General features: G+C 68.1%; 31 protein-coding genes. 5 read left to right on the forward strand and 26 right to left on the reverse strand.

Going from position 1 to position 26970, the window contains the following annotated elements; all coding sequences use genetic code 11:
- Positions 1-98: 98 nt before the first annotated feature.
- The 10 genes from BN1701_RS20990 to BN1701_RS21035 all read right to left on the reverse strand — a co-directional run bounded on the left by BN1701_RS20990 (position 99) and on the right by BN1701_RS21035 (position 7419).
- Positions 99-515 (reverse strand): hypothetical protein, encoded by a 417-nt coding sequence (locus tag BN1701_RS20990; protein WP_054051429.1) that lies wholly within the window; start codon positions 513-515, stop codon positions 99-101.
- A gap of 41 nt (positions 516-556) precedes the next feature.
- Positions 557-991, reverse strand: coding sequence for an SRPBCC family protein (locus tag BN1701_RS20995; protein WP_054051432.1), 435 nt, complete (start codon positions 989-991; stop codon positions 557-559).
- Between the two features lie 172 nt (positions 992-1163).
- The gene (locus BN1701_RS21000) at positions 1164-1841 is read right to left on the reverse strand and encodes a histidine phosphatase family protein (protein WP_231949668.1); all 678 of its coding nucleotides are present in this window, start codon (positions 1839-1841) and stop codon (positions 1164-1166) included.
- Positions 1842-2094: 253 nt separating this feature from the next.
- Positions 2095-2616: a GNAT family N-acetyltransferase gene (locus BN1701_RS21005; RefSeq protein ID WP_054051437.1), complete on the reverse strand. Its 522-nt coding sequence runs from the start codon at positions 2614-2616 to the stop codon at positions 2095-2097.
- A gap of 13 nt (positions 2617-2629) precedes the next feature.
- Entirely contained in the window at positions 2630-3643 is a 1014-nt protein-coding gene (locus BN1701_RS21010; RefSeq protein ID WP_054051439.1) for a polymorphic toxin type 44 domain-containing protein, read from the reverse strand.
- Between the two features lie 5 nt (positions 3644-3648).
- Positions 3649-3963 (reverse strand): hypothetical protein, encoded by a 315-nt coding sequence (locus BN1701_RS21015; protein ID WP_157368136.1) that lies wholly within the window; start codon positions 3961-3963, stop codon positions 3649-3651.
- A gap of 54 nt (positions 3964-4017) precedes the next feature.
- Positions 4018-5106 carry an MBL fold metallo-hydrolase gene (locus tag BN1701_RS21020; RefSeq protein WP_054051443.1) on the reverse strand — a complete coding sequence of 363 codons (1089 nt, stop codon included), beginning with the start codon at positions 5104-5106 and terminating at the stop codon, positions 4018-4020.
- A gap of 35 nt (positions 5107-5141) precedes the next feature.
- The gene (locus BN1701_RS21025) at positions 5142-5612 is read right to left on the reverse strand and encodes a hypothetical protein (RefSeq protein ID WP_054051445.1); all 471 of its coding nucleotides are present in this window, start codon (positions 5610-5612) and stop codon (positions 5142-5144) included.
- A gap of 170 nt (positions 5613-5782) precedes the next feature.
- Positions 5783-6247, reverse strand: coding sequence for an Lrp/AsnC family transcriptional regulator (locus BN1701_RS21030; RefSeq protein WP_054051447.1), 465 nt, complete (start codon positions 6245-6247; stop codon positions 5783-5785).
- Positions 6248-6267: 20 nt separating this feature from the next.
- Entirely contained in the window at positions 6268-7419 is a 1152-nt protein-coding gene (locus tag BN1701_RS21035) for a PLP-dependent aspartate aminotransferase family protein (protein WP_054051449.1), read from the reverse strand.
- A gap of 528 nt (positions 7420-7947) precedes the next feature.
- Between BN1701_RS21035 and BN1701_RS21040 the strand changes: the two genes are divergently transcribed.
- Positions 7948-8343, forward strand: a complete 396-nt coding sequence (locus BN1701_RS21040; protein WP_197672129.1) for a tyrosinase family oxidase copper chaperone — start codon at positions 7948-7950, stop codon at positions 8341-8343.
- 30 nt (positions 8344-8373) lie between these two features.
- The gene (locus tag BN1701_RS21045) at positions 8374-9201 is read left to right on the forward strand and encodes a tyrosinase family protein (protein ID WP_054051453.1); all 828 of its coding nucleotides are present in this window, start codon (positions 8374-8376) and stop codon (positions 9199-9201) included.
- Positions 9202-9366: 165 nt separating this feature from the next.
- Here the strand turns inward: BN1701_RS21045 and BN1701_RS21050 are convergent, their stop codons facing one another.
- Positions 9367-9984, reverse strand: a complete 618-nt coding sequence (locus tag BN1701_RS21050; RefSeq protein ID WP_054051455.1) for a TetR/AcrR family transcriptional regulator — start codon at positions 9982-9984, stop codon at positions 9367-9369.
- A gap of 104 nt (positions 9985-10088) precedes the next feature.
- Between BN1701_RS21050 and BN1701_RS21055 the strand changes: the two genes are divergently transcribed.
- On the forward strand, positions 10089-10505 hold the full coding sequence (locus BN1701_RS21055) for an HIT family protein (protein ID WP_054051457.1): 417 nt from the start codon (positions 10089-10091) through the stop codon (positions 10503-10505).
- A 285-nt stretch (positions 10506-10790) separates the two neighbouring features.
- Positions 10791-11678 carry a hypothetical protein gene (locus tag BN1701_RS21060; RefSeq protein ID WP_157368137.1) on the forward strand — a complete coding sequence of 296 codons (888 nt, stop codon included), beginning with the start codon at positions 10791-10793 and terminating at the stop codon, positions 11676-11678.
- A 357-nt stretch (positions 11679-12035) separates the two neighbouring features.
- Here the strand turns inward: BN1701_RS21060 and BN1701_RS21065 are convergent, their stop codons facing one another.
- From BN1701_RS21065 to BN1701_RS21075, 3 genes are all read right to left on the reverse strand, one after another.
- The gene (locus BN1701_RS21065; protein ID WP_369800580.1) at positions 12036-12998 is read right to left on the reverse strand and encodes a glutaminase; all 963 of its coding nucleotides are present in this window, start codon (positions 12996-12998) and stop codon (positions 12036-12038) included.
- 65 nt (positions 12999-13063) lie between these two features.
- On the reverse strand, positions 13064-13972 hold the full coding sequence (locus BN1701_RS21070; protein ID WP_054051460.1) for a hypothetical protein: 909 nt from the start codon (positions 13970-13972) through the stop codon (positions 13064-13066).
- A gap of 169 nt (positions 13973-14141) precedes the next feature.
- A complete protein-coding gene (locus BN1701_RS21075) occupies positions 14142-14393 on the reverse strand; it encodes an AMED_5909 family protein (RefSeq protein WP_054051462.1) in 252 nt (83 codons plus the stop codon).
- Positions 14394-14961: 568 nt separating this feature from the next.
- Between BN1701_RS21075 and BN1701_RS35860 the strand changes: the two genes are divergently transcribed.
- Positions 14962-15801 (forward strand): XRE family transcriptional regulator, encoded by an 840-nt coding sequence (locus tag BN1701_RS35860; RefSeq protein ID WP_157368138.1) that lies wholly within the window; start codon positions 14962-14964, stop codon positions 15799-15801.
- On the opposite strand, the gene BN1701_RS21085 is transcribed toward BN1701_RS35860, so the two are convergent.
- The 12 genes from BN1701_RS21085 to BN1701_RS21145 all read right to left on the reverse strand — a co-directional run bounded on the left by BN1701_RS21085 (position 15798) and on the right by BN1701_RS21145 (position 26969).
- The gene (locus BN1701_RS21085; protein ID WP_172803296.1) at positions 15798-16529 is read right to left on the reverse strand and encodes an HAD hydrolase-like protein; all 732 of its coding nucleotides are present in this window, start codon (positions 16527-16529) and stop codon (positions 15798-15800) included. The two genes, BN1701_RS35860 and BN1701_RS21085, sit on opposite strands and share 4 nt — an antisense overlap.
- A 237-nt stretch (positions 16530-16766) precedes the next feature.
- Entirely contained in the window at positions 16767-16985 is a 219-nt protein-coding gene (locus tag BN1701_RS21095; protein ID WP_054051475.1) for a hypothetical protein, read from the reverse strand.
- 274 nt (positions 16986-17259) lie between these two features.
- A complete protein-coding gene (locus tag BN1701_RS21100) occupies positions 17260-18240 on the reverse strand; it encodes a LysR family transcriptional regulator (protein WP_054051477.1) in 981 nt (326 codons plus the stop codon).
- A gap of 77 nt (positions 18241-18317) precedes the next feature.
- Entirely contained in the window at positions 18318-18605 is a 288-nt protein-coding gene (locus tag BN1701_RS21105) for a hypothetical protein (RefSeq protein ID WP_054051479.1), read from the reverse strand.
- A gap of 34 nt (positions 18606-18639) precedes the next feature.
- The gene (locus BN1701_RS21110; RefSeq protein WP_054051481.1) at positions 18640-18837 is read right to left on the reverse strand and encodes a hypothetical protein; all 198 of its coding nucleotides are present in this window, start codon (positions 18835-18837) and stop codon (positions 18640-18642) included.
- 174 nt (positions 18838-19011) lie between these two features.
- Positions 19012-20253: an MCE family protein gene (locus tag BN1701_RS21115; RefSeq protein WP_054051483.1), complete on the reverse strand. Its 1242-nt coding sequence runs from the start codon at positions 20251-20253 to the stop codon at positions 19012-19014.
- The gene (locus BN1701_RS21120) at positions 20253-21371 is read right to left on the reverse strand and encodes an MCE family protein (RefSeq protein WP_054051485.1); all 1119 of its coding nucleotides are present in this window, start codon (positions 21369-21371) and stop codon (positions 20253-20255) included. Before BN1701_RS21120 ends, BN1701_RS21115 begins: the two co-directional genes overlap by 1 nt.
- 169 nt (positions 21372-21540) lie before the next feature.
- Positions 21541-22746, reverse strand: a complete 1206-nt coding sequence (locus BN1701_RS21125) for an MCE family protein (RefSeq protein WP_054051487.1) — start codon at positions 22744-22746, stop codon at positions 21541-21543.
- On the reverse strand, positions 22743-23762 hold the full coding sequence (locus tag BN1701_RS21130) for an MCE family protein (protein WP_054051489.1): 1020 nt from the start codon (positions 23760-23762) through the stop codon (positions 22743-22745). The genes BN1701_RS21125 and BN1701_RS21130 overlap by 4 nt, the downstream gene beginning before the upstream one ends.
- The gene (locus BN1701_RS21135) at positions 23759-24817 is read right to left on the reverse strand and encodes an MCE family protein (protein ID WP_054051490.1); all 1059 of its coding nucleotides are present in this window, start codon (positions 24815-24817) and stop codon (positions 23759-23761) included. Before BN1701_RS21135 ends, BN1701_RS21130 begins: the two co-directional genes overlap by 4 nt.
- Positions 24814-26133 (reverse strand): MCE family protein, encoded by a 1320-nt coding sequence (locus tag BN1701_RS21140; protein WP_054051492.1) that lies wholly within the window; start codon positions 26131-26133, stop codon positions 24814-24816. The genes BN1701_RS21135 and BN1701_RS21140 overlap by 4 nt, the downstream gene beginning before the upstream one ends.
- Entirely contained in the window at positions 26130-26969 is an 840-nt protein-coding gene (locus BN1701_RS21145; protein WP_054051494.1) for an ABC transporter permease, read from the reverse strand. Before BN1701_RS21145 ends, BN1701_RS21140 begins: the two co-directional genes overlap by 4 nt.
- Position 26970: the final 1 nt, after the last annotated feature.

Below are 26970 nucleotides of genomic sequence, written 5' to 3' on the forward strand. Positions count from 1 at the left end.
CCAGGGACATCTCGTCCTCCCAAGCTCGGCGTTGCTACCTCTGACGCCGACCTGGTACCCCCATCCGGGGGTTTCCATGCCTCAGACGCGCTCTTTGGTCATTCGACCGTGCGGCGGTAGCGAACCTGGCGGTGGGCCCCGGGCTGGGCGAACCTGCGGATCAGGTACGTGAGCGCGGCGCCGATCAGCAGCCACACGATCGCCGCGGCGCCGTAGTTGAAGAGCACCGCGAGCTTGTCCGACGCCGGGGTGAACAGGCCGTCGAAGCCGAGCGACACGGCGTCGGCGAACCCATCCACAAAGGACGCGAACCCGTTGTTCGGGTTGGCGTCGGCCAAGGTCAGGATGATCTTGGTGGCCAGGACGACGGCGAAGAGTCCACAAAGGAAGTTGATGAAGCCGCACACCATGCTGATCGCACGGCCGCGCGACACGGCACTGTCCTCGACGCGCTCGTGGACGACCTGCTCCTCGCCGGGCAGCGGTCCGCGCGGGTCATGCTCTGGATACGTCATTACCCGATGGTCGCACCGTCGCGGGCCACCCGCTTGACAACTCAGGCGAAGCGCTGCTCCAGCCGGTCGAGCGTGGCGCGGATGCCCTTGAGGTTCTTGCCCGGGAATTTGACCAGTTCCAGCAGGAACCCGATGCGCGCGGTGGACCAGTCGAAGGTCTCGGTGACCTCGGTGCGCCCGTCGCCAAGGTCGCTGAGCTGCCAGCGCCAACGGTGGCCATAGAAGTGGCGCCACGCGATGAGCCGGTTCTCCTCGAACTCGACCACGGTGTTGAGGATCTTGTACGGCAGCCCCATGTGCATGTCCATGCCGAACTTGTCGCCGAGCGCGAGCCGCCGCGGCCCCTTGGACCGCGCGGCCTTCACCGTCCCGGAGCCGTCGATGAGCGGGTGCTTGTCCGGGTCGACCAGCAGCTCGAAGATCTCCGCGGCGGGCGCGGAGATGATGCGGGTATCCGAAACCTGACGGTTTGCCATTCCGAAAGCCTAGTGCAGCACCGCGTTGATCCTTCGGGGTATCGGCGGATCCAGGTTTCCGCTGGGCGTGCGGCCGGAAGGCGACTTGTACTGGGTGTACCAGCGCCTTTCGGCCGTACGTCCAGCGGGAAGCTGGGCCGTCGAGACCCCGAAGGATTAGCGCGGTGCTGCACTAGGCCAGGCCCGGCTCGTCGGGCAGGTGAGCTGTGTCATTGAAGCGGCGGGTGTACCAGGTCGACCCGTCCACCACGACCTGCGAGATCGACCCGTTGTCGGCCCCGACGAAGGCGAAGGCCGCCGACTTCGCCGCCGCCGCGATCACCGCGCCGATAACGCCGCCGTGGGTGAACACCGCCACCCGCTGACCCGGATGCGCCGCCGCGAGGCGCTCGATCCCGGCCCGCACCCGCCGCTCGAACGCCTCGGCTGGCTCGGCGCCCGGGATCACGTCCCACCGCTGTTCCGCGCGCATCCGCAGCGCCACCGGGTCGCCCGCGGCCACCTTCTGCCGGAACAGCCCGCCTTCCCACTCGCCGAGGTGCACCTCCCGCAGGTCCGGCTCGACGACCGGCTCGATCCCCAGCGCCGCCGCCAGCGGTGCCGCGGTCTGCGCGGTCCGGCGCAGGGTGGTGACGTAGATGGCGTCGATCTTCTCCTCGCGCAGCCGCGCCCCGACCCGCTCGGCCTGCTCCTGCCCCTCCGGGGCCAGCGGCGGGTCGCCCTGGCCGTCCATCAGGTCGAACCGCAGGCCGGGGACGGCCGCAGCGGATTCGCCGTGCCTGATCAGCAGGATGTCGGCGGCGTTGGGCGGGGCGATGAACCGGGGCTGGCGAAGCGGGCGTGTCGACACACCCACAGCAGACCCGCCACCCGCGCCGACCGTCAACCGATCGCGCGACGGATCACTCCGGCGATTTAGGGGGTGTCCTGTGGATCATGGTGGGTGGGATCCGTGATCCGCTTGGTTCCTGGGCGTGCCGCGGGGACGGTCGCGTACTGGTTGTCCGTGGCCGTTCCCGCGGTGCGGCCAGGGGCCGAGCGGGCGCGGATAGCGCCCGCCATGATCCGCAGGACATGCCCTAGTCATCCGATCGCGCGATAGCTCACGCCAGCGGTTTCACCAGCAGCTCGAACGCGAGGTCGTCGCGCAGCGGCAGCCCGAACCGCTCGTCCCCATACGGGAACGGCGTCATCTCGCCCGTGCGCCGATACCCGCGCCGCACATACCAGGCGATCAGGTCCTCGCGGGCGTTGATCACCTTCATTCGCAGCTCGCCCATGCCCCACTCGTCCCGGACGAACCGCTCCGCCTCGGCCAGCGTCGCCCGCCCGATCCCGCCACCCTGCATCCCGGGCACGACGGCGAACATCCCGAAGTAGCCGGACCCGTTCTCGTCGGCGACGTGGCAGCACGCCACCAGAACACCGTCCTCCCAGGCGGTCAGCAGCGCGCTCTTGGGCGCGGTGATCACCTCGGCCACCCCGTCCGGGTCCGTGCGCTGCCCTTCGAGCAGGTCCGCCTCGGTCGTCCAGCCTTCCCGACTCGAATCGCCGCGGTAGGCCGATTCGATGAGCGGGACGAGAACGGGCACGTCAGCGAGGGTCGCTTCGCGGAAAGTGAGCACCTGCGCATTATGCCTACCGCGGTCGGATGACTCCCGCCGCGACGAGGACGCCGTAGCGGTTCATGATCTCCTTGTCCATCGCGGCCTGGGTGAGAGTGCCGGGCGGGTACTGGCGCGCGAGGTCGATGCCGATCTGCACCGCGGCCTGGTCGCCCTTGTCGACGCCGAGGTTCTCCACCATGTCCACTCCGTTCGCGCCCGCGTGCAGCACCCTGCCGTCGATGCCCGCATGGGTGCCCGCGTAGCCGTAGTGGATGTTGGACCAGATGTCGTGCCGGATCTCGCCACCCTCGGGCATCGGCGTGAACACGTTGTCGCCGACGGTCATGCCGAGAATGCGCGACTTGTGATCCCATGGGCCGCCGGTCTTCACCAAGTCGTACCACTCCTTGAGTCCGCGCGCTTTGTCCAGCGGATTGCTCGACTCCAGCAGCCGCCGAATTCTCTCGACCTCGGCGGAGTTCCCGTTCTTGTTCATCTCGTTCAGGATGAACACGCTGATATTGTTGCATTCGGCGAACGGACTCTGATCGCCGGTATTGTTCTGAACCGTCACGCCGGAGTCGAGGTATTCGACAGCGGTCGCCGCGTCACGAATGATCCGGTTGACTATCGCCGCGGTCGCCTGGACGAATCGGCGCCGCGCGAGCACGGGCAGCACCACGATGCCGGTGAGCAGTCCGTAGGCCGGGATGGCGGCCATGATCGTGTGGTTGATCTTGAGCTTGGTGTTCGCGACGATCGTGGCGAACGCCTTGGCGTGGTTGCTCTGCTGATGGCAGCTCAGCCCCACCCTGGCCGCGTCGTTGTTGGCCACCGCCAAGGCTCCGGCGAATCCGACGCCCGCGGCGTCGGTCCAGGCGGCTCGCGTCTCGCGGGTGTCGTAGACCGCGGCGTTGAACGAGTCGCCCGCGCCGCGCCATGTCCTGGCCAGTTCGCGCACGGTGTCCTCATTGGTGTCCGGCCAGCCGGTCTTCGCCTTGACCGCCGACCACAGCCCGAAGGTGTCTGGTGGTTCCGGGACCATGACGCCTACCGCGGGAATTGGTCGGCCGCGATTTTGTCGCCCGCCGAATACGACTGGGCGGACAGTGTCGCCGCGCGACCGAGATCGCCGAATCGGCCGGGCAGCGGATCGGCTACCCGGCGGATCGCGTCGGCGGGCGGGGTGTATTCCACCCGATACCGCGCGCCGAGAACACCGGTGCCGATTCCGGATTCGCCGGTCGCTATCCGCTGCCGAAACGCGGTCCAGTCGATTCCCAGCGCGCGCCCGATCGTCGTGAGGTGTGCGCCGACTCGTTCGATCGTCTCGATGTCCATCTGGATGCGAGGGTGCGGTGCCATGAGACGAGTCTCGGCCCCGCCTGAGGCGACGGGAGCGAGCCGGCCGGTTCCGGCCTACGCCAGGGTCTGCCACCACGGGTCGACCTGCGGCGGGTTGTCCACGTCGATCCGCTCGCCGGGCCGCGGGATCGCGAGGGCGACGTCGCGGGCCTTCGACTCGGCCCAGACCCGCTCGGCGGGCTCGGACCAGCCGTGCATGGCCAGCTTGAACGTGGCCCAGTGCACCGGGATCAGCAGGCCGCCGTCAAGGTCGACGTGCGCGGCGACGCCCTCCTCCGGGGTCATGTGGATGTCGGGCCAGCCCGGGGCGTACGCGCCGACCTGGACCAGGGACGCGTCGAACGGGCCGTGCAGCGCGCCGATCTCGGCGTAGCCGTCGAAGTAGCCGGAGTCACCGGTGTAGAAGACCCGGCGGGACGGGCCCGCCACGACCCAGGACGCCCACAGCGTGTCGTCGCGGGTGAAGGCGCGGCCGGAGAAGTGCTGGGCCGCGGTCGCGGTGAGCCGGACGCCCGCGATCTCCGTGCTCTCCTCCCAGTCCAGCTCGATGATCCGCTCGGCCGGGACCTGCCACCGCTCCAGGTGCGCGCCGACCCCGAGCGGCACCACGAACGGCGCGGTCCTGGTCTCGACCAGCGCGCGCACGGTGGCCAGGTCGAGGTGGTCGTAGTGGTCGTGCGAGATGACGACGGCGTCGACGTCGGGGACCTCCGACAGCGGCTGCGGCATCGGGTGCAGCCTGCGCGGGCCGACCAGCCGCGACGGCGACACGCGCTCGCTCCACACTGGATCGAACAGCACGCGCGCGCCGTCGATCTCAACCAGGGTGGTTCCGTGGCCGTACCAGGTCAGGAAGAGGCCGTCGTCGGTCGGGGCAGCGGGGCTGACCAGCGGGACCGGCCCGGCGGGAGTGCGCCGCTGACCGCCGAACATCAGCTCGCGCACCATGTCGCGGCCCGCTTCGGGGACGATCTGCGCGGTGTGGGCGCGGTTGTGGAAGGCGCCGTCGCGGAACTGCGGCGAGCGCTGGACCCGGGCCGCGCGGTCGCCGCGCGCCTTGCCGCCCAGCGCGGCCGGGATGTCGCGCACGATCCACGCGACCGCCGCGAGTCCCAGTCCCAAAGCCAGAAGAAGCCGTCTCATCCCACGATGGTGCCATCGAAAAGCTGTGACCGTCCTCAGGCGAGTCGGCAACCCCACGTCACGGTGCGAAGCCGCATCGCGCGGCGGGCGACCAGACCCGGGCGCGGCGTACGGACCGACACCCGGCGCAAGTGGGCCTCATCGACCTTGAGGCTCTCCGGCGCCGGGTACTCCTCGTCCGGTGCTTGCGGGTGGTCCGGCGGGAGCAGGTCGAGGATCGCGCGCAGGGCCCACCTGGCGTGCCCGTGGTAGGACCAGACGACAGTGTCAGCGGAGAAGACGTCCCAATCGCGGCTCTGCCGGGACCGGGCGGCGGTGACGTCGTGCGCGTCCTTGATCACCACATAGTCGACGTGGTTCTCCCACGCGTAGGTCGCCACGATCGCTTCCGGGACGTCCGGGCCGCCGCAGAGGTACACGGTGAAGCCGTCGGCCACGACCGCGCGCAGGAGCTCGTCTATCTCGCCCCAGTCGGACGGTTGTGACTCTTCGCAAGGTTGACTCATCGTCATCACCCGAATGGCCGGTGCCGCCGCCGCCGAGTGCCCCCGAGCGATGACACGGTGTGTCCGTCTCACCCTGTTTACCGCACCCGGACGACACGTAGCTACCCATTCATGCCACCGACACCAATGTGTCATTCACAGTTTGATGTCACCCGTGTGAGTGACGACTCCTACCCGATCGGCCCTTGCACCGGTTGGCCTATCGCCTCGAACACCAGCATGGTGTTGACCGAGACGACCTCCGGGCGACTCAACAGGCGGGTGATGAGCAGCTGCTGCAGGTGCGTGGTGTCGGGCACGGCGACCTGGATGAGGTAGTCGTCGGGCCCCGCCACATGCAGCAACGACACCGTCTCGGGCTGGTCGAGGACGAACGCCTTGAACGCGGCCACGATCTGCTGGCGGTGCGGCCGGACGCGCACCGAGAGCAGCGCGCTGATCGGCCTGCCGAGCGCGGCCAGGTTCACAGTCGCGTGGAATCCTGTGAGGACACCGCGGCGGCGCAGCGACCGCACCCGCTCCAGCGCGGTGGACGGCGCGACCCCGACGATCGCGGCCAGTTCCTTGTTCTGCAACCGCGCGTCCTGTTGCAACTCGCGCAGGATCGCGATGTCGACGGCGTCGAGATCACCCATCGACCGACTGTACTGTCCGGTCAGCGGTGTGCCTCCTTGAGCGCGTACTCCAGGTCCGCGACCAGGTCGTCGACGTGCTCGAGCCCGACCGACAGCCGCAGCACCGCCGCGTTCGGCTTCGCGTGCGCCGCGACCGGCCGGTGGGTCAGCGAGGCCGGGTGCTGGATCAGCGAGTCGACCCCGCCGAGCGAGACGGCGTGGGTGATCAGCCGCACCGCCTCCACCGTCCGCGCCGCCGCCGCGTACCCGCCGTCGACGGCGAAGGCGACCATCGCGCCCGGCCCGGACATCTGCCTGCCGACCAGCTCGCCGGACGGAAAGTACACCCGCTCGACGTGCTGCTGACCGCCGAGCCAATCCGCGATCGCGATGGCGTTGGTCTGCTGCTGCTGAACCCGCACGGGCAGCGTCTGCAAACCGCGGTGCAGCAGGTAGGCGGCCAGCGGGTGCATCAATCCCCCGGTGATGGCCCGCACGCCGCGCAGCCTCGTCGCCCACTCCGCGTCGGCGGCCACGACGCCGCCGATGACGTCACCGTGCCCCCCGAGGTACTTGGTCGCCGAGTGGAGCACGAGGGTCGCCCCATGCTCCACCGGCCGCTGGAGAACCGGCGTGGCGAAGGTGTTGTCCACCAGCACCGGCACGTCACCCGCCGCGGCGGTGACCGCGCGCAGGTCGAGCAGGTCGAGGGTCGGGTTCGCGGGGGTCTCCACGATCACCAGCCCAGTCGTGTCCTTGATCGCCGCCGCCACGCCATCCGGCTCGACCCAGCTGACCTCGGTGCCGAGCATCCCGGTGGCCAGCAGGTGATCCGACCCGCCGTAGAGCGGCCGCACGGCCACGATGTGCGGCTTGCCCGCGCTGACCGTCGCGATGAGACACGCGGTCAGCGCGGCCATCCCGGATCCGAACGCGACCGCCTGCTCGGCACGTTCGAGGGCCGCCAGAGCGTCCTCGAACCGCGCGACCGTGGGGTTCCACAGTCGCTGGTAGACCAGCCCACCCTCCGCGGGCGGCAGTCCCCCGGTGGCGAGGGCCTCGTAGGCCGCCCCGCCGGACTCGACGCTGGGCACCGGGTTGGTGGTGGACAGATCGATCGGGGGCACATGCACGCCGAGTCCCGCGAGATCATCGCGGCCCGCGTGCACGGCGAGAGTGGCCAGGCGGCTCATCGGCGCTCCTCTGTGTCGGGTCCACAGAGGATCGCCCGGTTCGGCGGGCTACCGGCGGGTCACGAAATCCGGTTCGATTACGACCCCGCACGGCACGTCCGACCGAATCGGATTCGGCTCGGGACGTCGCGGCGGGAAGGAACCGGGACTGCCGCCGTCAGCCCACGTCCTCCCCGGGGGGCTTCCTTGGCCAGGTGGCGGGCCGTTCCCGGCAATGCGGTGCTGCCCGTCGGGTGGCCGTCGACGGCGTCGCGGTCCATCGCGTATCAGCCTGACCCCGCGGCGCTGCCTTTGCGAATGCGCCATCACGAATTGCCATAACATCGCGGAGTTCTGAGTACCACGTAATCCGCCGCCCTCCTTAAAGCAGCGCGCGCGGTGACTCGGCGACCGAGGTCACAGTCCATTGTCGGCACCGGCCAATTCACAGAATCCTTGTCTCGTCCGGCGCTGCGTCGCCGGACCACCCCGGCCACGCCCTTTCCGGCGCGGACCGGCCTGCCCATTTATCGAGGAGTTCGACAATTCATGAACAACGGGGAAATGCCGGGTACGTCCCGGCGTAGATTCCTGACCGGGGCGTTCGCCACGGGGGCCCTTGCGGTCGTGGGCGCAAGCGGCGCGCTGATCGCCACCAGCGCGAACTCGGCCACCGCCACCGTGATCCACGAGAAGTTCGATGAGGTCTACAAGGGCCGCCGCATCGCGGGAACGCATGCCAGCGACAAGCTGACCAGCACGAAGTACATCGACGCACTCACCGTCGACGGGGACGCCGTCCACGTGATGCGCAATGGCAACGGCACGTTGGTGACCTCGGTCAACCACTACGAGCCCTTCGCCACGCTGCGCGAAGCCGCCAGGGCCGCGGTGGACACCCTGGGCGACGCTCGGCCGCTCCCGGTCGGCCACGGCCACCACTGACCTCGACAACTTTCGTAGTGGAGTAGACCAATGGGAATTCGCAAGAACCAGGCGAATCTGACCGCCACCGAACGAACGAACCTCGTCAACGCGCTGCTCGCCATGAAAGCAAACGGCCAGTATGACGTTTTCGTGCAGCAGCACATCGACAGATCGAACGGCGACAGCGACAACGGCGTGCGAATCGGCCACCGGGCGCCGAGCTTCCTGCCGTGGCACCGCCGATTCCTGCTCGACTTCGAGAACGCGCTCAAGGCCATCAACCCCGCTGTCGACCTGCCCTACTGGGACTGGACGACGGCCGGGTCGACCTCGACGCTGTGGTCGACGAGCTTCATGGGCCCCAACGGCTCCTCGACGCAGAACTGGCGCGTCACGTCGGGCCCGTTCGCGCAGAGCAGCGGGAACTGGACCCTCAACGTCCGCACGGACAGCAACAACTACCTGCGCCGCCGCTTCGGCGCGGGCACCGGCACTGTCCTGCCGACCGCCGCGCAGGTCAGCACGGTCCTCGGGCTGACCAACTACGACACGTCGCCGTGGAACAGCACGTCGCTGACGAGCTTCCGCAACCAGCTCGAAGGCTGGAACGGGCCCAACCTGCACAACCGGGTGCACGTGTGGGTCTCGGGCACGATGGCGGGGTTCGGCTCGCCCAACGACCCGGTCTTCTGGATGCACCACTGCAACATCGACCGGCTGTGGTCGCAGTGGCAGGCCGCGAACCCGACGCGCACCTACATTCCGACCTCTGGCACCACCAACGTGGTCGACATCGATGAGCCGATGCTGCCCTGGGGCGGTTCGGTGACGCCGCGGAGCATGCTGTCGCACTCGGCTTCGTACACCTACGCGTAGCCCACGTTTCGCCTGTCGTGAATCGGGGTTCGCTCCTTCGGGGGCGAACCCCGTCACAGCCCGAACATGATCGGGTACGCGGCGCAGGCTATGGCGGTGATCACCTTGCTACCAGCGGGTTTCCCAACTGACTTTGTGGACGGTCGGCCGCGGACACCCCAACGGTCAGCGGCTCGGGGCGTGGACCGCGATCAGCTCGTGGACCATGGCGGCGGTCTTCGCCAGCGTGTCCTCGTGGCCGGTCGGGTCGAGCCGGAACGCCAGCCGGGTGAGCACGTCCCCGATCGTCACCGCCTGGAGCAGGGTCACCCGAAGCTCGGCGGTGTCGATGAAGCCGAAGCGGTCGACCAGCACGTCGGCCAGGCCGTCGGCGAGCGGGTCGTCGAACTCGTTGGAGTCGAGTTCGCCCGCGGCGAGGCCCGCGTTGCTGATGGCCCGGAAGCCCTCGTCGGTGCGGCACATCCCGACATAGATCGAGTACGCGCGGGCGACGGCCTCGTGCCAGACCGGCAGCACGGCGGCCTCGGCGGTGACGCGATCCTGGTAGCGCAGGGTGTTGCGTTCCACGACGGCGCGCATGACGGCGAGTTTGTCGGGGAAGTAGCGGTAGACCGAGCCGATGGACACCTTGGCGGTCTTGGCGATGTCCGCTGTCGTCGCGGCCGAGAAGCCCTTGTCCACCACGACCCGGGCGGCGGCGTCGAGGATGCGTTCGATCTGCCGGGTGGCGCGGAACTGGGTCGGGGTCCGACGCACCTGATACGGGGTGTCTGGGGCGCTCATTGCGCCATTGTGCCCAGCACACATGACCGGTCGTCGACCGGCTGTGCCGATCTTGACAGCGACACCGCGCCCGCGGATATCCCAGTGAGCCATAACATGCACCGATGACCCCCAAGCCGTGCATCTTCTGTCAGATCGCCGACGGCGAGCTGCCCGCCGCCGTGGTCCACGAGGACGACGCGACGATCGCCTTCCTCGACCACCGGCCGCTGTTCCACGGCCACACGCTCGTGGTGCCCAAGACGCACGTCCAGGTACTCAGCGACCTGCCTGCCGAGCGGGTCCCGGCCTTCTTCACCCTCGCGCAGCGGCTGGAGCGGGCGGTGGAGGACGGGCTGGGCGCGGACGGGTCGATGATCCTGATCAACAACGTGGTCAGCCAGTCGGTGCCGCACCTTCACCTGCACGTCATCCCCCGTCGACGCAAGGACGGCCTACGATTCTGGCTCGGCCCGCGCCACCCGTACGACGCGGAGAACCGGGCCGAGGACTTCGCCGCGCGCATCCGTTCGGCGCTCTAGCGCTGTGTCCATGAGCGTTGTCGGGCTATCGGCGGATCCAGGTTTCCGCTGGGCGTGCCGCCGGAATGCCGCTCGTACTGGGTGTACTTGGGCTTTCCGGCGGTGCGCCCAGCGGGAAGCTGGGCCGTCGAGAGCCTGGCAACGTTCGTGGACACAGCGCTAAGCCCCCTGATGCCGGATCGGTTCAGCCGCTTGGCCCAAGCCCGCCGTGATGATGTTCGTATGTTCGAGGGAATCCGAATGGATCGGCTACTGCGACAAGGTCCCACCAGGTACGCACACAGTGTGGAGACCTCCGCGCGCTGGCGGGCGCCCGTCCTGGTGATGGGCGCCGCGTTGCTGTTGCCGCTCATGTTGACCTTCGCCTTCAACCTCCCGCGGTGGCTCACCGTGGTCCTGCTCGTGCTGTCCATCGGCGCGGGCGCGATGGGCATCCGGCAGGTGGTGTTCCAACGCGAACAGGCCGAGCTGCGGGCCGAGGCGGCCAAGGAGCGGGCCGCGGCCAAGCCCGAGCCGGAGCCCACGCTGAACGAGCACCACGTCCCCGCCATCCCGATCGACAGCGCCGAGCCGTATTACCGGTTCGTCCTGTCCTGCAAGGTCTGCTGGACGACGCATCCGGACGCCGACCACGGCAATCCTCGCGGTTTGGCTGTTCACGCCGTCCTGGAACGGGCCCGCCAGATCACGGTGACCGGGGCGCCGACCGACTCGGACAACGTGCGCACTCGCCTCGCCGCGGAGTTGGGTGTGAAGGTGGTGGACCGGTCCGGGCAGATCACGGCTTGGGCGGAGGATGTGGGGTTGACGATTCCGGAGACGGACGTCGCTCGGCTGGCTCGGCTCGCGGAGCTGCGCAAGGAGAAGCAGGTGCTGCACCAGGAGCGGGAGCTGGAGCAGAGCACTCGGTCGTATTTGACGGAGAACGTCTTCACTGATCCGGGGAGTGCGATGGTGTGGTGGCTGTCGCGGCATCCTGATCAGATTCGGGAGGCCGCGGCGTTGTTGCCGACGTTTGCGGAGTTGACGGCGGCGGTGAATGACACTGAGGTTTCGCCGAAGTATGCGCAGGCTGAGCGGCCGACGTTGAGTGCGGTGGCCAATGGGGAGTGGAATCGGTTGGCTGGGGACGAGGATCGGCGGCAGTTGCCTCGGACCAGCGATCCTGACTGAGCCTGCTCGCCTGCTTGGCTGGTGGGGCTGATGGGCTGGTGGGCGCCGTCTTGCTTGGCCCCTTGCGTTCCGTTGTGGTGATGCACTGCAACCACTATGACTTCCACCCCTGTAACGGATTGGTGGGGTGACCCCGGGGCGACTGATTGGCAGCGCCGCCCCGGGGTCACCTGGCCTCGCCGTGCGAGGGCGCGTCAATCCGGTGTCCCGGCCGGATTAGTGCGTTGCGGCGAGGCCGGACGGCCGACCGTAGTCGACCCTGCTCGACTCCGTGGCCGTCCAGGATCATGTTGGCGGTATCGGGGGCGCGTGACAACACCACTACGGGTGTAAACCACCGTTGAACGCAAATTTTTCTCAGAACACGGACCAGCCGGTGATCGACGAGAAGGCCTCCAGGGCCGCCACACCCGCCACCGAGTTGCCGCAGGCGTCCAGGCCGGGGCTCCAGACGCACACGACGCATCGGTTGGGGACCACCGCGATGATGCCGCCGCCGACGCCGCTCTTGGCGGGGAGGCCGACGCGGTAGGCGAACTCGCCCGCGCCGCCGTACATCCCGCAGACCAGCATGGTGGCGTTGAGGCGTTTGGTGGCGTCGCGGTCGAGGATGGCGGCTCCGTCGGCGCCGAGGCCGCCTCGGGCCAGGAAGAGGGCCGCCGCGGCGAGGTCTTCGCAGGACATCGAGATGGCGCACTGGCGCACGTAGTGGTCGAGGACGTCGGCGACGGCGTTGTCCAGGTTGCCGTAGCTGGCCACCAGGTGCGCGAGCGCGGCGTTTCGGTGGACGTGGGCCAGTTCGGAGGAGGCGACCTCGGGATCGGTGTCGACCGAGGTGTTGCCCGACTCCGCGCAAAGAAAGGCGCGCAATGCGCCCGCGGCGTCGCCGGTGAGGGTGAGGAGGCGGTCGGTGGTCACCAGGGCGCCCGCATTGAGGAATGGGTTGCGGGGGACGCCCAGGTCCTGTTCGAGCTGCACCAGGGAGTTGAACGGGTGGGGCGAGGCCTCGCGCCCGAGTCGGCCCCAGACGCCGTCGCCGTCGACAGCCAGGGTCAGCGCGAAGGCGAAGACCTTTGCCAGGCTCTGCACCGAGAACGGCTGCCGGTAGTCGCCGATGCCGTAGGTCTCCCCGTCGACGGTGGCCACCGCCATGCCGAACCGTTTGGGGTCCACAGTGGACAAGGCGGGGATGTAGTCGGCGACCCGGCCGGTGCCGATCATCGGCTCCACGGCGGCGCGCACGTCGTCCAGTGCCGTACGTAAGAACGGTCTCGACGATCTTTCGAGGACCGCGGTCGCCTCGCCTCCGGGATAACCCACCGCTGCAGAATGACCCCCTACCTCGGCTACGCACAACGAGGGCGCGGGCTTAACTGTTAACTCCACTACGACCAGCGGAAACCGTGGCAACCAGGACCGAAGTTGAGCGCGACGGAATGCACGCTCCCGCTGGCGTCGGAAACAGCGGAAACGGTCTGCTCGGGGCCACCGCCGACCCGGCTGTAGCGCTCGATGCGCGACGGCAGCGCGCGCGGGTCGAAGGTCACCTCCAGCACGAACTCCCGCACCGGGAACCGGAACTTCCGCTCATAGTTGCGATCCACCGGAAACGGCGCGGCGTGCACGATCTCGTGCTCGGTGATCACCGTCTCGCCCCTGGCCAGCGGCCGGTCGAAGATCAGCTCGGCCACGATCAGCCCCTCCGCCCGCTGAGTCACCACCCGGCCCAGCGTGCAGTTGCGGACCGGGTGCACCACGGGCGGCGGCCGGTCGTGCTCGTCGGTGTGCAGGATGACCACCCACCGGTCCGGCCCGTCGACCTCGGACCGCAGCACCTGGCGGGAGGTGTAGCCGACCTCGCCGCCTTCGGGACCGACGAAGACCCGATCGTGCTGACTGAGCCGGGTAAGCCGATCGTCCCAACTCGCGTCGACCCCGGCCAGCGCGTCGACGACCGCCTCTGGCCGCGGCCACAACGCGCTCACCGGCATGCTGTCGGCCACCGTGGTGAGCCAGCGCCCCCGCGGCCGGGGCGGACCGAGCAGCGCGGCCAGCGATCCCTCTGGCACCTCCAGCACGGTCTCCAGGTGCTTGAGCGCCACCAGCGACTCCCGCCGCTCCGGCCTGCTCCGCCCGGACTGCCAGTAGCTCAGCGTCGCCAGACTGATCGAGACACCACTCACCCGCAGCCGCTCCCGCAGCCGCTGCAACCCCAGCCCCCGCGCCCGAATCGCCGCCCTCAGCGCGTCGGCGAACGGACCGGCGTCGCGGTTCTCCACAGACATGATCGCCATGGCTCAGCCTCCCTGGACCGGAGGCTAGGCCACCCGAACGGGAGTGTTAACCGTTAACTGTTCAGTGAATGCGGACACCGCTTCAGGTCCGTCTCCTCGTTCACGAGGAGACCGCTGACGCGGTGGCCGCGGGGATCAGCCCAGGCACGGCAGACTCATCGGCCTTCGCCTATCTAGGTGCCTCTCGGGACTGCGCCTCACGAAGGCCCTTCTCGGCCTTCACAGCGTTAGCGGCTTCGATCCCCGCCCACGCCATCGCCTCGTGATGGTGGTGCCGATCAGTCAACGCCACCTCCCGGTAGACCCGCTCCGCGCGACGGTGGAACGACACCAGCACCGTGTACGACGACCCCGGCCGCGGCATCTCCCGCCCCAGCACCTCGTTGGCTTCCCGCAGCGTCCGAATCTGTCGCGAAACCATCAGGCATCCCCGCCCTGCCGCCAAGGCACCACCGAACGCAGCAACGGACCTATCCCGGCATCCGCGCGCGCATTCCAATCCCGCGCTTGCGACTCGAACGCCTCAGCCGCCGAGCGCACCGACGCCACCGCCCATCACGGGAGGCCGGGTGCGTCCGCGATTTCGCGCCACGCCACCGCCACCTCCCACGAGGCCACCGCCATCGCCCGCGCCATGTCTGGATCACTCCGCTCGACAATCGCAACATCCCCCGACGCCCGCCTATACGCGCTGTAGGCGGACTGCCACCGCAGGTCCAAGTGGTCCGCGATCACCACCGACACCTTCCAAGCGGCCCGAGAAACGCCCCGGGCGACCCGCAACCTCGCCCTCCCATTTGGAAACCCTTCTGTTGTCACCTGTGTTGTGCAGCCCACGTGTCACCGGGCTACCTCCACCATCGGACAACAGCAGGTCACGTCTAGTCCCCATGTCGATCGCATCTGTTCCCACCTTGTCCCAGCCGAGTCGCATCTAGGTTCCATCTGTAGTAGGTTCGCCCATCCGGGCACGAAGAAGGGGAGCGTCGATGGATGAGCCGTCAACCGTTCTAAAGGCGCTACTCAAGAAGCGCCACCTTCAAGGCCATCAGGCATTTACAAAGGAGTACAACAGAGCCGCGATGGCTACCGATCCGGACCTGAAGGGCACCGGCCCAAGCCGATCGCAATTCTTCCGATGGATTTCGGGAGATGTACTCAGTCTTCCATACCCGCATCACTGTCGAGTGCTTGAGAAGATGTTTCCCGGGTGGACCGCCGCGCAACTCTTCCAACCCGACTCTTCAGCTGAACCCGCACCATCGGCGGGCAACGCGTCGAACGTGCCCGCAGAATTCGTGGCACTATACGCGCATCGCTCCGACACGCCGAAGAGCCTGTGGTTGAATCTACTCAAGGGTGCGCATGACCGGATAGACCTGTTCGCAAACGCGAGCCTATTCCTACCGGAAGACAACCCAGAGGCGATTTCCATCATAAAGGAGAAAGCTACCAAGGGTGTGCGCGTCCGAATCCTCATGGGGGACCCGGACGCACCCGCAATGGAACTTCGGGGCCGCGAAGAGCGACTTCACGATGCTCTCGTTGGCAGAATCAAGATGGCACTGGCCTACTATCGACCCCTACTTGAAGTCGAGGGTGTCGAGTTTCGCATTCACGGAACGTCGCTTTATAACTCAATCTTTCGCTACGACGACCAAATGCTTGTGAACCAACACGCCTACGGAACCTACGGATACCTGGCGCCGATCCTGCACCTGCGCAGGCAATCTGGCGCCGACATGTTCGACATGTACATGCGCAGCCTTGAACTTGTTTGGAGCGACGAGGCTTACGCCTACTCAACCACAGGCACCAAGGTCGGCTAGCGTGCAGGCATAGCCCGGACCCTCGCGAGCGCGGCCATGAACCCCTGGTGGTCCTCCAGGTTCAGCAGCGCTTCGTCGGCCCCTGCGTCCACCAACTCTGCAAGATCATGAACGCCCGTGGCCACAGCAATAACCTTGGCTCCGCCGTCATGCGCAGCCTTGACGTCTAGAGGCGTATCGCCGATCAGCACCGTCGATTCAGGGGTGAACCGTCGCCCGTACTTGGCTTCAACCTTGCGCCGCGCAGCGTCGACCAGTTCGGACCGAACCTCATTATCGGACCCGTAGCCGCCGACATCCAGATCCAACCACTCGTCCAGACCGAAAGGCGTGACCTTGGCGTACGCGTTCTGGGAGATATTTCCGGTCAGCACCGACTGGATGATATTTGGCTCGATGGAGAGTGCGGTGAGCGCCGCAACCACTCCAGTCAATACATACCCTCGCCCCGGAAGCTCCGGCGACTTGATTGCCATGGCATCCAACAATGGTCCGGTGAATTCGGATATGGTTGGGAACGCCGCTGCGGACTGGCCGTTCGCTTCCAGGAGTGCCCTCATGATCTGAAAATCTGTCCGACCATGAGTAACAGGTCTCACATTCGGCTGTTGACCAACAATCAACTCGTAGGCCAGCGCGTAGGTTTCTTTGCTGACCCCACCGTTCTCAATGAGGGTGTGGTCGACATCCCAAAGTATCAGTGAATCTGCGAGCACGGTCTTGGACACGCTCACTACTGCACATCGGCTTGCTTGGTGACAACCGGCTCGGGTTGCTTGTAATTGTCGCCGCCAGGCGGCGAGGTGCGGACAATGTGCAACTTGAACACACGTCCGTCTGTGCATGTGATCTTGAGGTCAGAGACCGCCGAGTCGATTTGGTACGTGTCGACACTGGCGATCTCAGGGTGTCCACTCTCAGCGAGCAGGTCCCGGACATGTTGCACGAAGCGATCACGCCACATGTCAGATCACCGCCGACGGGATCGCGTACGGCTGATGTGCGGGCACACCTGGCCCCTCGACCGAGCGGACCTGAATAGTCACGCGGGCCCCGGAGGCGAAGTCCACGCGGACCCTGCTGTGTGGGGACGACTCCTTGTCGATCAGCTCCGCGTTGACGATCTCCGGGTGATCGTTGCTCAGCAGGGACACCAGCAGCGCATCAAGCTCTCGAAGTTGCACGCCCCCATCTTGACGCATCTCATCTGAGATCTGTCAGTGACTCACCGCTCAACCGCGGTCTGGCCACTCCCCGAACACGTAGTTCGAGTGGCGCGCTCCTGGTGAGGCGGCACTGTCTGCCCAGGGTCCACCGTTCCCGCTCCACACACCGGACATGCGCCCACTTCAGACCTCGTGTGCTGGTTGATCTCAACCACCGTCGTCGGCGCCGAAACCACCACACCTGAGACCCACCCGCGCTGATTCATACGGACGCGTCAGTGGCGCTTCGGAGTTACGCCAGTAGGACGCCGTTTTCTGCCCACCACTTCGTGTAGCTCGGGTTGCGGTTGACCAGTTCCGAGTACGTCACCGCGACGGCTTCCCGCATCAGTTCGGGGTCGACCGGACTCGGGTCCTTCCAGGCCAACTCCACCCGGCCCACCAGCGGATCCCCCACCAGCGGCCGAACCACCAGGCCCATGCCCTCCTTCGACGTCGGCTGGGCCAGGCTCACGCATTGCCCGCTGGTGACGAACTCCCTGGCCGAGACCGAGTCGCTGGCCTCGTGGGTGATCCGCGGGTCGAAGCCCGCGTTGCGGCAGGCCCAGCGCAGCGCGGCGACGCCGCCGTGGTCCTCCTGGGGGTCGACGATCCAGTTCTCCTCGGCGAGCGCCGCGAGGTCCACGGTCTCGTGGGCGGCCAGGGGGTGCCACTCGGCCAGGGCGACGAACTGGGGCTCGACCGGGACGATCACGTCCCTGCGGACGCCGTCGGCGCCGCTGCCCTCGAAGCCGACGCCCTCGACCAGGATGGCGGCGTCGACTCGGCCCGCGCGGACCTTGGCCAGCAGGGACGCTACCGACGGGTCGGTGTGCACCGCGACCTTCAGCGGCGGCGAGTCCGGGCCCGCGGCGCGGGCGTGCAGGCCGATCAGCCTGGGCACCAGGGTCGGGACCAGCGCGCCGGGGATGCCGCCGATGCGGAGTTCGATCTGGCGGTTGGGGCCTGGTGGCGCCGCGGTCGCGTCGCCGCGGAGGTCGGCCATCTCCTGGAGCACGGCGCGGGCCTTGACCAGCACAGTGCGCCCGAAGGAGGTGGGGATCACCCCGGTGCGGGCCCGGTCGAACAGCGGCGCGCCCATGGCTCGTTCGATGCGCTGTAACTGCGAGGTGAGGGACGGCTGAGACAAGCCCAGGGCGGCGGCGGCTTTGGTGATGCTGCCTTCGTCCGCGACCACGATGACGATCCGCAGGTGGCGGAACTCCAGTTCCATGCGGACATGTTATGGGTACGGATTATGGACCTCCTAGCGCACCGGCAATCACGCGCCAGTTGGCCTATCCACGGAATTCACCCCAGACCCGTGAACGTCCCACCACTGGCCACGGTGACGATGACCCAACCGAGCAGAAGCCCGATGCCGAATCCGCGCGCGGACCGGTTGGGGGTCAGGATCAGGATGAGCCCGCCGACCACCGCGAGACCGAGCAGGACCAGGGTGGACAGGGCGGTGCCGCCGCCGGAATGCACGATGAGCAGCACCATCAGGTCGAGCGGAAGGAAGGCGACGGCACCCGCCAGGATCATCCCTGGCGACACGCCGGAACTCGGGTCGACGGTTCCGTCCGGGAGGTCCATGCGGCGCCCGCCCTTCGTACTGCCCCCTGATTCGTCATTCGGTGACGACGATGGTGGCCGTGCCGTTCTCCACCGAGCGGACCTCCACCCGCACGCCGTCGACCATCGCCGCTTCGCCCGGATTCAGCGTCACGTCGACGCCCCCGCCGGACACCCGGATCCGCCCTCTGGACACCTTCGTCTTGAGGCGCGCGTCGAGCACCTCCAGTGTCGGGGATCCGGACACGGTCATTTCACATCGACTCTGGGTGCAATTCCAAGAGTCCTGTGTCACCGATTCACAGCCGGTGATCATCAGGGAGATCGACACGCCCGCGGTCCAGAGGGATCTTCGCATGCCTCGACATCGCCGCCGGTATGCCCAGCGTAACCACGTGATCGATAAACGTGATGAGGCCGCTGATCCCTATCCGGAGAGTCCGAGCAAAGCTGCCAAAGACGGCAGACCGGGCAGCCCCGGCATACCGACCGTGCCCGGGAGCGGGAACGCAGGCGCCGGGCGGCCGGGCGCGGCGACCGGTGCGGCCGGGATCTCCTTCGGCTTCCCACCGTAGGGCGCGTTCTGCGACCCCCGCACGCCCGTCGGACTCCCCGGCGGCTCGGCGCAGTACGCCTGGTGGTTCGCCGGGGTGTCGGCGAGGTCGTTGGCGGGCCGCTGTTTGGTCGTCTCGTAGCCGCGGGTGCAGGACAGCGGGTCGGCGAAGGTGAGTACGAGGCCGAGGTGGCCGGTGCCGTCCGGGTTCGCCGCGGGCGCGGCCGCGACCATGATCGGGAAGGCCACGAGGAGCTCTTCCAGGCCGTCGGTCCGGGTCACTGTGATCTGCGCGGTCGTCAGCAGGTTGGCCAGCACGACGCTGAGTCCCTGGCCGGAGTCGCGCAGGATCTCGTAGACCTGCTCGGAGACGGCGGGCGCGGTGTTCAGCAGCGAGCGGAAGTCCGGGTCGGAGGTCTTGAGCTGGGCGGCGATGGTGCGCAGGTCGCGGCTGTAGGAGCGGATCAGGTCCGACTGCGCGGCCTGCGTGCCGAGCACGATCCGGCCGTCGGCCAGCAGGCTCGTGGTCTGCGGCAGGTGCTCGGTGGCCGCGCCGGTCAGGGTGGCGGTGTCGTCGAGCAGCGACTGCAACGCAGGCCCGGTGTCGCGGAACGCGAGGTCGAGTTCGTCGACGACGGTGCGCAGCGACTCGATCGGGACGCTGGTGACCAGCGTGTCCAGCTTCGACAGCAGCTCGTCCGGCCGAGTCGGGATCCGGGTCCGTTCCCGGGAGATCACCGACCCGTCAACCAGGAACGGCTCGCCGTCGCGGGACGGGACCAGGTCCACGAACTGCTCCCCGACCGCCGAGCGGTTGGCCACGACCGCGTCGGTGTCGGCGGGGATGGCCGGGGCGCTGTCCTCGATCTCCAGGTCGACGTCGATGCCGTCCACGGCCAGCCGCAGCGCCGTGACCCGGCCGACCGGGACGCCCCGGTAGGTGACCTCGGCGTTGGTGAAGATGCCGCCGGAGTCGGCGAACCGCGCGGTGACGGTGTAGCCGCGCAGGCCCACGAGCCGGTCGAGGCCCGCGTAGGTGCCGCCGACATAAGCGATGCCGACGACGGCGATCAGCGAGAACAGGAACAATCGGACCTTGACCGGCATCGCCAGCATCAGCCACCACCCCCGAGCAGGCCGCCGAGCAGCGGACCGAGCAATCCGCCACCGGCCGTCGGCACCTGCGGGATCGGCAGCGACGGCAGCAGCGGCAGCGCGGGCACCTGCGGCGGCGCCGCGACCGGCGGCGGCACGCCCGGCAGCGGGATCATCGGCGTGCTCGCGCTGTTGATGTTGTCCAGCAGCACGCTCAGGTCGAGGTCGAACTTCACGTCGACGTTGGTGAAGTCGCCCTGGATGGCGTTGAGCGTGTAGTCGGTGAACGGGTAGGTCAGCAGCAGTTGCAGGGAGTTCGGCAGGTTCGCCCCGGACGCGGCCAGCTTCTCCAGCGTGGGGGCGAGCAGTTTGAGATCTTGGACAAGGTCGGCCTTGCTGCGGTTGACCGTGTCGACGGCGGTGGCCGAGAGCTGATCGAGCGCGCCGAGCATGGTGACGAGCTGGTCGCGCTGGTCGGCCACGACCTTGAGCCCCGGCGCCAGGTGGTCCAGCGCTCCGGTGATCTGATCGGTCTGCGCGGCGAGCGTGCCGGAGAGCCGGTTGAGCGAGTCGATGGCGCGGGTGATGTTGCCCTTCTGACCGTCCAGTTCGGTCACCACCGTGTCCACATTGGACAAGAAGGCGCGGATCTCGTCCTCGTTCCCCGACATCGCGGCGTTGACTTCGCCCACGATGTCGGCCACCTGCCCGACCCCGCCGCCGTTGAGCAGCAGCGACAGCGCGCCAAGGACTTCCTCGATCTCGGGGTTGCGGTTGGTGCGCTCCCTCGGGATCACCGCGCCGTCGTCCAGCGACCCCTGCCCCTGCGCGGGCGCCCGCAGCGAGATGTACTTCTCCCCCAGCAGACTCGACTGACGCAGGTCGGCCGCGGCGTTGCCGGGCAGCCGGACGTCGCCGTTGACCAGCAGGTCGACCACGGCGGTCGTGTTGTCCTCGGCCAAGGTGATCCGGTCGACCCGCCCGACGGCGACATCGTTGACCTTCACCGCCGCCTGTGGGACCAGATCGAGCACGTCGGCGAAGTGCGCGGTCACCCGGTAGGGACGATCCCCCAGATCAGCGCCGCCGGGCAGCGGCACGTCATACAGGCCACCACTGCCACACCCGGTCGTCACCATCGCCAAAACCGACAGCCAAAGACCAACCCCCCGCAAGCGCAAACCCCACGAGCGCGGCCCCCACCCTGTCCCGGGGGACGGCCCTTGGCCAGTCTATCGGTGCTGGGCGGCTTGCGGGGTGGTTGGCGTTGGGCTGTGGATGGTTTGAGGTGACTGTGGACAACTCGGGTCATCGGCCACCGCCCGTGAGTCCGGGGCCGTTCTGGCCGGGGAGGTCAAGCAGCGGCAGTGGCATCGGCGGCAGTTCGCCGCGTTGCAAGGCGTTGAGGGCGTCGTTCGGGGATGGCAGTTTCACTGTGCCGTCCAGGATCGGGGCCAGTTTGGCGCACGTGTCGCTTAGGAGCTGTGGGAGTTGCTTGGGGGTGCTCGCCGCGATGGTTCGGCAGAGCAGCGCCATGGGCGGGTAGGTCAGCTCGTTGATGTTGCCGCGCACGGCGAAGGTCGCGGTGGCGGCGTCATACGTGTTGAGGAAGTTGGAAGCGCCCAGGGGGCCGACGTCGAGTACCTCGGCGAGTGCGCCGCGCTGGTCGACCAACGTTTGGGTTATGCCGACCAGTCGGTCCACATTGGACTTGAGTAGGTCCTTGTTCTCGGCGATGAAGCCGTGTACCTGGCCGAGCGCGTCGGCCAGGGCGGTGAGTGCGATGCCGAGGTCGTCGCTGTCGTCGGCCAGGTAGTCGGCCACGCTCGCGAGTCGGGTGTTGAAGCCGCGTACCTGCGCGTCGCTCTCGGCGAGTGCGCGGGTGAACTTCTGCAGGTTGTCCACAGTGGAGAACAGGTCCCCGGACGACGTCGACAAAGTATTGGCCGCCTCGGACAGGCGGTGGATGGTGTCGTTGAGCAGCTGCCCGTTGCCGTCGAGGGTGGCGGCCGCGGAGTTGATCGCGTCCGACAGGGCGCCGTCCGCGTTGGCTCCGTTCGGTCCGAGCGCGTCGGCCAGTTCGGCCACGCTCGCGGCCAGGTCGTCGATCTCGACCGGAGTCGACGTGCGCTCCAGCGGGATCACCGTGCTGTCGGCCAGCGATGCCCCGTCCGAGACCGGCGTGAGCTGCACATACCGGTCGCTGACCAGGCTCGGCGCGACCGCGACGGCGGAGACGTCGGGGGGCAGTGGCAGCCCGTCGTCCACCGTCATGGTGACCTCGACGTGGTCGCCGCGCGGGGTCACCGCGTCCACCGACCCGACCGTGATGCCTAGGACCTTGACCTCCGAGCCGGGATACACGCCGATCGCCTTGGCGAAGCGGGCCGTGATCGACACGCCGGAGGTCGGCTTGGCCGCCCACCACAGCGCGCCCGCGAGGATCAGGCCTAGCACTACGAGCAGGGTGACCGCGAAGGTCGCGTCGCGATGGAGCTTGGACCGCAGGATCACTGGCCACCTCCGGGGGTCAGCGGGGTCGAGCAGCCCTCGGGGTTGATGTCGAAGATCCCGGTCTTGACCGGCGGCGGCAGCAGCCCGCAGATGTAGCCCTCGAACCAGCGGCCGTTGCCCACCACGTTGTTGAACACCCGCACGAACGGCGCGAGGTTCGCCACGCCCTGACTCAGGTTGTCCTGGTTGCGCGCCAGCACCGTGGTGACCTTGTCCAGTTGGGTCAGCATCGGCTTGAGCTGGGCGGAGTTGTCGGCGACCAGCCCACGCAGTTCGTCGGCCAGGGCTTTGGTGCCGGTCAGCAGCTTGCCCACCGCGTCGCGGCGCACCTGCAGCTCGTCGAGCAGCAGGCCTGCGTCGGCGAACAGTTTCTGCAGCTGCCGGTCCCGGTCGGCGACGGTCTTGCTCAGGGTCGAGGTGTTGGCCAGCAGCCTGGCGAGTTCGTCGTCGCGGGTCGAGAGGGTGGCCGACAGGCGGGACATGCCGGTGAGCGCGTCGCGGAAGTGTTCTGGGCTGCCGGACATGGCCTGGGAGACCACCCGGAAGCTCTCGGCGAGCTGGTCGGTGTCGATCTTCGTGACCGTTCGGGAAAGCTCGTTGAACACCGGCAGGATGTCGAATGGCGTCAGCGTCCGCGCATGCGGGATGACGTCGTCGGGGTTCTGTGTGTCGGCGCCCTCGGTGGAGATGGCGAGGAACTTGTCGCCGAGCAGGGTGCGGATCTGGATGGACAGCGTGCTGCGGTCACCGATGCGGGCGTCGCGGATGGTGAAGTCGACGCGGACCCGGGTGCCCGACAGCTCGACGGCGTCGACCGCGCCGACCTTGACCCCGGCCACCCGGACCTCATTGCCGGGCCGCAGACCCGCCGACTCGGTGAACTCCGCGGCGTAGGTGGTGCCCCCGCCGATGATCGGCAGGTCCTCGGCGAAGAACGTGGCGAGCACGGTCAGCACGATGAGCACCAGGGACACCGCGCCCACACTCGCCTGGTCACGTTCCCGGAGTGATTTCATGGCCCGCACCTCTCCGGCCGCTGGGTCCCCGGCAGCGGCAGCAGCGGCAGGTCCACCACGATCCCCAGCTCCGACACCCCGACCCGGCCGGACGCGCTGCACAGGAAGTAGTTGAACCAGCTGCCGTAGCTGGCCGACCTGGTGATCTTGTTCAGCTTGCCCGGCAAGGTCTGGAGGAAGGTCTCGACCGTGGTCTCGTGCTGGGCGAGGGTCGTGGAGAGTTGCCCGAGCCCGGCGATGTCGTGCTTGAGCGGCGGCCGGACCTCGGTGAGCAGGCCCGAGGTGACCGTGGTCAGGTCGCCGAGCGCGGCCACCGCGTCGCCGATGGGCTCGCGCTGCTCGGCCAGGCCGGTGCTGAGCCGCTGGAGTTGGTCGATGAGCCCCGCGACCTCGGCGCTGCGGCCGTTGACGGTGTCGAGGACGGTGTTGAGGTTGTCGATCACCTGGCCGATCACCTTGTCCTTGTCGGCGATGGCGTTGGTGAGCGAGGACGTGTGGGTCAGGACGCTGTCGATCGTGCCGCCCTCGCCTTGCAGGACCTGGATGAGGTGCGCGGTGAGTTCGTTGACCTGGTTGGGTTCGAGCGCCTGGAACAGCGGGCGGAACCCGTTGAACAGCACCGTCAGGTTGAGCGCGGGCTTGGTCCGGTCGAGCGGGATCGTGTCGCCGGAGCCGAACACGGCGTTGGTGTCGCGGATCTCGCCGATGCCCAGGGCGACGTAGCGCTGGCCGATCAGGTTGCGGTACTTGATCGTCGCCGTGATCGAGGCGGGCAGCTTGCGCGACGCCTCCACGGTGAAGGTCACCTCGGCCACTTGCGGTCCGCCGCCCGGCCGGTCGACCACCGTGACGCCGCTGACCTGGCCGATCCGCACCCCGGACATGCGCACGTCGTCACCGGCGATGATGCCGGTGGCGTCGGTGAACAGGGCCGCGTAGCCGGTGGTGCGGTCGAGGGTGGAGTTCACGATCGTCAGCCCCAGCAGTGCGGTCAGCGCGACGGTGACCACGGCGAAGACAGTGATCTTGATGAGCGGACCGGTGACCGACCTCATCGCAGGCTCACCGCCACGCCCCGGAAGGCCGGTCCGACCAGCAGGCTCGCCCATTCCGGCACGTCGTCGGGCATCACGCCGAGACCGGGCGCGATCAGGGCGTTGACCAGGTCGCGTTCGGCGGGCGTGTTGGCCACCAGCGGCACGTCGGTGTTCTGCGGGATCGTCGGGCGGAACTGCTCCGGCCGGTCCGACCTTGGAGGCGGCGGCTTGGATGAGCCGTCCTTGAGCGGGCCGTCGGTGGTGTACTGCGGGAACTTCTCGCCTGGCTGGGCCATCCGGTAGCAGCGGGGGCCGCGTTTGTCGTCGTAGCGCGGGGTGTCGACGCCTGGCAGGTACTTGCCCCGGCTCGCGGCGATCTCCATGGTGACCCGGGAGACGTTCGGGTGGTCGGTCCCCTTGCCGAAGGCGCGCTCCGATGCCGGGATCGCCTTGACCAGGTTCTCCAGCAGACAAGGGTACTCCGGCGCGTACTTCGCGAGAACGGCCAAAGTGGACTGTGAGGTGTCGGCCAGCTCGATCAGGTTGTTCTTGTTGACGGCCAAGAACCGCTCCAGGTCGACCGCCGCCGTGGTCGTCGACGCGTAGAGAGCATCCAAATTGGACCGTTGCTCGACGATGGTGCGGGTCGTGGTGGTCAGGTCGGACATGGCGGCCAGCAGGTCGGGTGCGGCGTCGGCGTAGGTGTCGGCGACGACGGCCAGCGCGGTGAGGTCGGCCCGCAGGTCGGGCAGGCTCGGCAGGAACCTCTCCAGGTAGGCGTTGAGTTCCACGATGGTCTCGCCGAACTTCTCGCCCCGGCCGTCGAGCGCGGTCGACATCGCCGAGAGCGTGGTCGCCAGCTTCTCCGGCTGCACGGCTTGCAGCAGCGGCATCAAGTGGTCGAGGACGCGTTCGATCTCGATCGCCGACTTGGTGCGGTCCTGGGGGATCACCGAGCCTTCGCGCAGCGGGGTCGGCGACGGCGCGGCGGGCAGCTGCAAGGCGATGTAGCGCTCGCCGAACAGCGTCTTGGGCAGCAGCTGGGCGGAGACGTTGTCGGGGATCAGGTCGATGGAGTCGGGGTCGATGGCGAGGTCGAGGACCGCGCGGTCGCCGGTCGGCCGGATCGAGCGGACCTCGCCGACGATCATCCCGCGCAGCTTGACGTCGGAGCCCTCGCGCAGCTGGTTGCCCACCCGGTCGGTCTCCAGGCTCACCGGCACGACCGTGGTGAACGCCTTGCGGTAGAAGCCGATCGCGACCCACACGAGCCCGGCGACCACGAGCAGGAACACCAGCCCGTAGACCTGGTACCGCAGCTTGCCCTCGGTCATCCGGCGATCCTCACCGTCGTCGACGCGCCCCAGATCGCCAGGCTGAGGAAGAAGTCGAGCAGGGTCTGCAGCACGATCGCGGTGCGCACCGCGCGGCCCACCGCGACGCCGACGCCCGCCGGGCCGCCGGTGGCGGTGTAGCCGTAGTAGCAGTGCACGGCGATGACCACGACGCTGAACACCAGGACCTTGAGGAACGACCAGAGCACGTCTTCCGGGGGTAAGAAAAGATGGAAGTAGTGGTCGTAGGTGCCCGCTGACTGACCGTAGAACCAGACTGTGACCTGCCGGGACGCCATATACGAGCACAGCAGGCCGACGACGTAGAGCGGGATCACCGCCGCCACGCCCGCGATCACCCTGGTGGTGACCAGATACGGCAGGCTCGGCACCGCCATGACCTCCAGCGCGTCGATCTCCTCGGAGATCCGCATCGCGCCGAGCTGCGCGGTGAAGCCGCAGCCGACCGTCGCCGACAGCGCGAGCCCGGCGGCCAGCGGCGCGACCTCGCGAGTGTCGAAGTAGGCGGCGATGAAGCCGGTCAGCGCCGACGTGCCGAGCTGGTTGAGCGCGGAGTAGCCCTGGAGGCCGACGATCAGGCCGGTGAAGACAGTCATCCCGACCATGACGCCGAGCGTGCCGCCGATGACGGCGAGCGCGCCGCTGCCGAAGAACACCTCCGAGAGCAGCCGCATGATCTCGCGCGGGTAGTGCGAGATCGTGCGCGGCAACGACTTGATCACCCGCACGTAGAACGCGAGTTGGAAGCCGAGGGAAGCGAGCCCCTCGGCGGGCTGGGTCACCGCCTTGCGCAGCGGGCGCGGGATCGTGGCCATG

It is taken from the genome of Alloactinosynnema sp. L-07 (assembly GCF_900070365.1).
In the GTDB taxonomy this organism is placed as follows: Bacteria; Actinomycetota; Actinomycetes; order Mycobacteriales; family Pseudonocardiaceae; genus Actinokineospora.